We start from the raw sequence: 3053 nt of genomic DNA, 5'->3' as shown, positions 1-3053 counted from the left end.
CACTTTCGCAACAGACCCTAGCCCGCCGGGACGGCACCCTCACACCTGCCGCCCCTGCGGACCGGGTCGGCGCCCTCCCGACGCAGTGCCGTGATCGGCTCGCCGAACTGACCCGGGCTCAACCCGGTGAACGGCGCTACCCAGACACCTCAGGCGTGTAAGAAGTCAAGTTCGTAGCGCTGAGTCCGTGTGTAGCCTTCCGATCTGTTCGAACGGATGAGGGGAGCTGAGGGTGGACGCGGAACGGCGGCGCATGGGCATCCAGCTCCCTGAGGAGTCCTGGTGGGACTGGGATGTCCCCTGCCGCAGATGGTGTCATCGGACTCGTCCACCTGATCGCCCAGTGGCCCGAGGACGAGGCAGATGCAGAGCCAGTGAAGTACTGGATCTCGAACCTGCCCGGGGCTTACAGCTGACCCGACGAGGCGTCAGTTCTCCGTGTGTTCGCTTCCTTCTGCGCGGGCTGCGCGGGCGCGCTGTGCGCGGAGTTCCACGGCGTCGAGGAGCAGGCCGAGCGCGGTCTCGAATTGGTCCTCTTCGTCGATTTCCGCTAGATAGGGGGCGACCTGCGCCAGGTTCGGGTACCGCTGTGGCGAGGCCGCCAGGTACTCGCGGCGCCAGGCCAGCCGGTCGCCTTCCCGAGCGCCCTTGTCCAGCACGTTGAAGGAAGCCTCGAAGGCGCTGGCGGCGAGTGCCGTATCGGCCAGGACACGGTAGTACGAGGCCGCTTCGCGTCCCTGGAGGCCGGCCTCGAGCAGGGCGCCGATGACCACGTCGGCACCCTGGAACTCCGGCTCGCGCCGCGAGGTGCGGGCCGCGACCAGGACGGCCACACCCGGGTGCCGCAGGCATGCGGCACGGATCCGCCGGGCGAGCGACGCGAGGGTCTCGCGCCAGGTTTCCGACGGTGCGAAGTCGTGCAGGGCATCGCTGACCAGCCGGGCGGCCAGGCCGAGCAGCAGGTCGTCCTTGCCGCGGAAGTACCGCAGGACGGCTGTGTGGTCGGCGCCAAGATCGGTGCCCAGCCGGCGGAAGGTGAGCGCCTGCGGACCGTCCCTCTCGACCACGGCCATCGCGGTGTCCAGGATCAGATCCGGGGTGAGGAAGGATGCCGGACGCTGCTTCCGCCCCGCGGGAGTGGCTCCTGCCGAGTTGGTCTTCGCGCGTGTCATGGCCGTCATCTTATCGACGGCGTTGTCAACGGTGGTCCTCGTGCAAGTGGTCGGCCACCGCCCGCAGTGCCGTGACGGACTCCGCGTCACGCGAGGGGTCGTCCGCCGTCGGCCACGCGCTGGTCTTGACGATCACCACGTCGGCGTCCGGGTCCACATACAGGTACTGGCCGTGGATCCCCACCGCGGTGAACGGACGTCGCTCGCCGCCGAGTGTCCACCACTTGTTGCTGTACCCGTAATGCGGGTAGCCGCTGGGGCCCAGTGCGCCGACCTCCAGGTGCGGCACCCCGCGACCCCGGCTGCGCGTCACCCATTCCTCGGGCACGATGCGCTGCCCGTTCAGCTCCCCGCCACGGGACATCAGCAGCCCCAGCCGGGCGATGTCGCGGGCGGTGGCATTGAGCGAGCCGCCGGCGATCGCGGTACGCGGATGCCCACGGGTGAGCCAGTAGTACGCGTCGTGCTCAGCGCCGATGCGGCTCCAGAGGCGCTCCGTGGCGTACTGCGCGAGGGAGTGGCCGGTGGCGGACTCCAGCACCCATCCCAGGACCTGGGTGTCGATCGTCGAGTAGCTGAACTGTGTGCCGGCCTCGGTCGAACGCTCGGCCGAGGACACGACCTCGTACAGCGAGCCACCCCCTGTGGCGGCCTCGGCGAACCGGTTGATCAGACTGTCCCGAACGGTGTGGTCCTCCACCAGGTCACCCACCCCGCTGCTCATGTCGAGCAGATGCTCGATGGTCACCCCGTCGAAGGCGGAGCCCACCAGCCACCTGCAGTACACCGTCACCGGCTCGGTCACATCCTTGATCGCCCCCTCGTCGAGGGCGATCCCGATCAGCATCGACGTCACCGACTTGGTCATCGAGAACATCTGGAACCGTACGTCGTCGCCGGCGAAGTACCCCGGATACGACTCGTGGACGATCTCGCCGCCATGCAGCACGACGAAAGAGGTGGTGTTCGTTCGAGCGTGCAGTTCGGCAAGGCTCCGCTCCCGCCCCTCGAAGCCGTAGGCCACTTCCAGGGGGCGCGGTCGCCGGGGCAGGGGGAACATATTCCCGCCGCGGCGGACGTCTTCGGTGGGCATGAGGAGATTCATGTGAGTGAACGTCCACTCATTGACCGGGCGGCGGGTCATCACCTCGTCCTGGTGGCGCCACAGCCACACTGCCCCGGCGCCCGCCGCGGCGGCTCCCAGCAGCCACCCACCCGCTTCGACGCGCATTACTGAACTCCTTCCTCGCATGGACATGTCGAGCTTCGGCGACCTCACTCTGGCTTGCCGATCCATCGATGTCAACAACGGTGCTAACGTTGGTGTCATCATGGGTGTCACCACTGTTGACAGGCCTTTGGGCGAGTGGTCATGCTGGGGGTCGTTACCCCTCTCCGACACTCACGAAGGACAGCACATGACAGCCACCCGACTGCCCACCGCGCGCCGCCTGCTCGGAAAGCTGCCCTTCGTCGACCCGGGTCGGCCCCCGCTGCCCGCGAGAACCGCGTTCCTGACCGGTGCCAGCTCGGGCATCGGCAAGGCACTCGCAGCCGAGCTGTGCGCCCGCGGCTACGACGTGTACCTCACCGCGCGCAGAATCGAGCTCCTGGAAGAACTGCGGGCACAGCTCACCGCCGCCTTCCCGCAGCGTTCGGTGACCGTGGCCGCCCTCGATGTGACCGAGCATGAGGCCGTGGCGCGGACGATCGACGACGCGGCCCGGCAGTTCGGCGGACTCGGAATGGTCATCGCCAACGCGGGGATCGACATGGGGGGCAACATCGGGGAGGGCCGCTTCGAGGCGCACCGCACGGTGGTCGAGGTCAATCTGCTGGGTGCGATGGCGACCATCGACGCGGCCGTCGCACACTTCCGCA

3 protein-coding genes are annotated in these 3053 nt (G+C 68.2%); 1 reads left to right on the top strand and 2 read right to left on the bottom strand.

The genetic code is table 11. The features are described 5' to 3' along the window. Positions 1–428: 428 nt before the first annotated feature. Both AOK23_RS38810 and AOK23_RS38805 read right to left on the bottom strand, forming a co-directional pair. Entirely contained in the window at positions 429–1172 is a 744-nt protein-coding gene (locus AOK23_RS38810; protein ID WP_063791482.1) for a TetR/AcrR family transcriptional regulator C-terminal domain-containing protein, read from the bottom strand. Positions 1173–1197: 25 nt separating this feature from the next. Next, the gene (locus AOK23_RS38805; RefSeq protein WP_055717165.1) at positions 1198–2403 is read right to left on the bottom strand and encodes a serine hydrolase domain-containing protein; all 1206 of its coding nucleotides are present in this window, start codon (positions 2401–2403) and stop codon (positions 1198–1200) included. Between the two features lie 187 nt (positions 2404–2590). On the opposite strand from AOK23_RS38805, the gene AOK23_RS38800 reads away from it, so the two are divergent. Next, the coding region (locus AOK23_RS38800; RefSeq protein ID WP_169800375.1) for an SDR family NAD(P)-dependent oxidoreductase at positions 2591–3053 on the top strand (463 nt) is incomplete at its 3' end.

This window comes from Streptomyces torulosus (assembly GCF_001419765.1).
Lineage (GTDB): Bacteria > Actinomycetota > Actinomycetes > Streptomycetales > Streptomycetaceae > Streptomyces > Streptomyces torulosus.
This window is presented reverse-complemented; position numbering and strand designations above follow the sequence as displayed.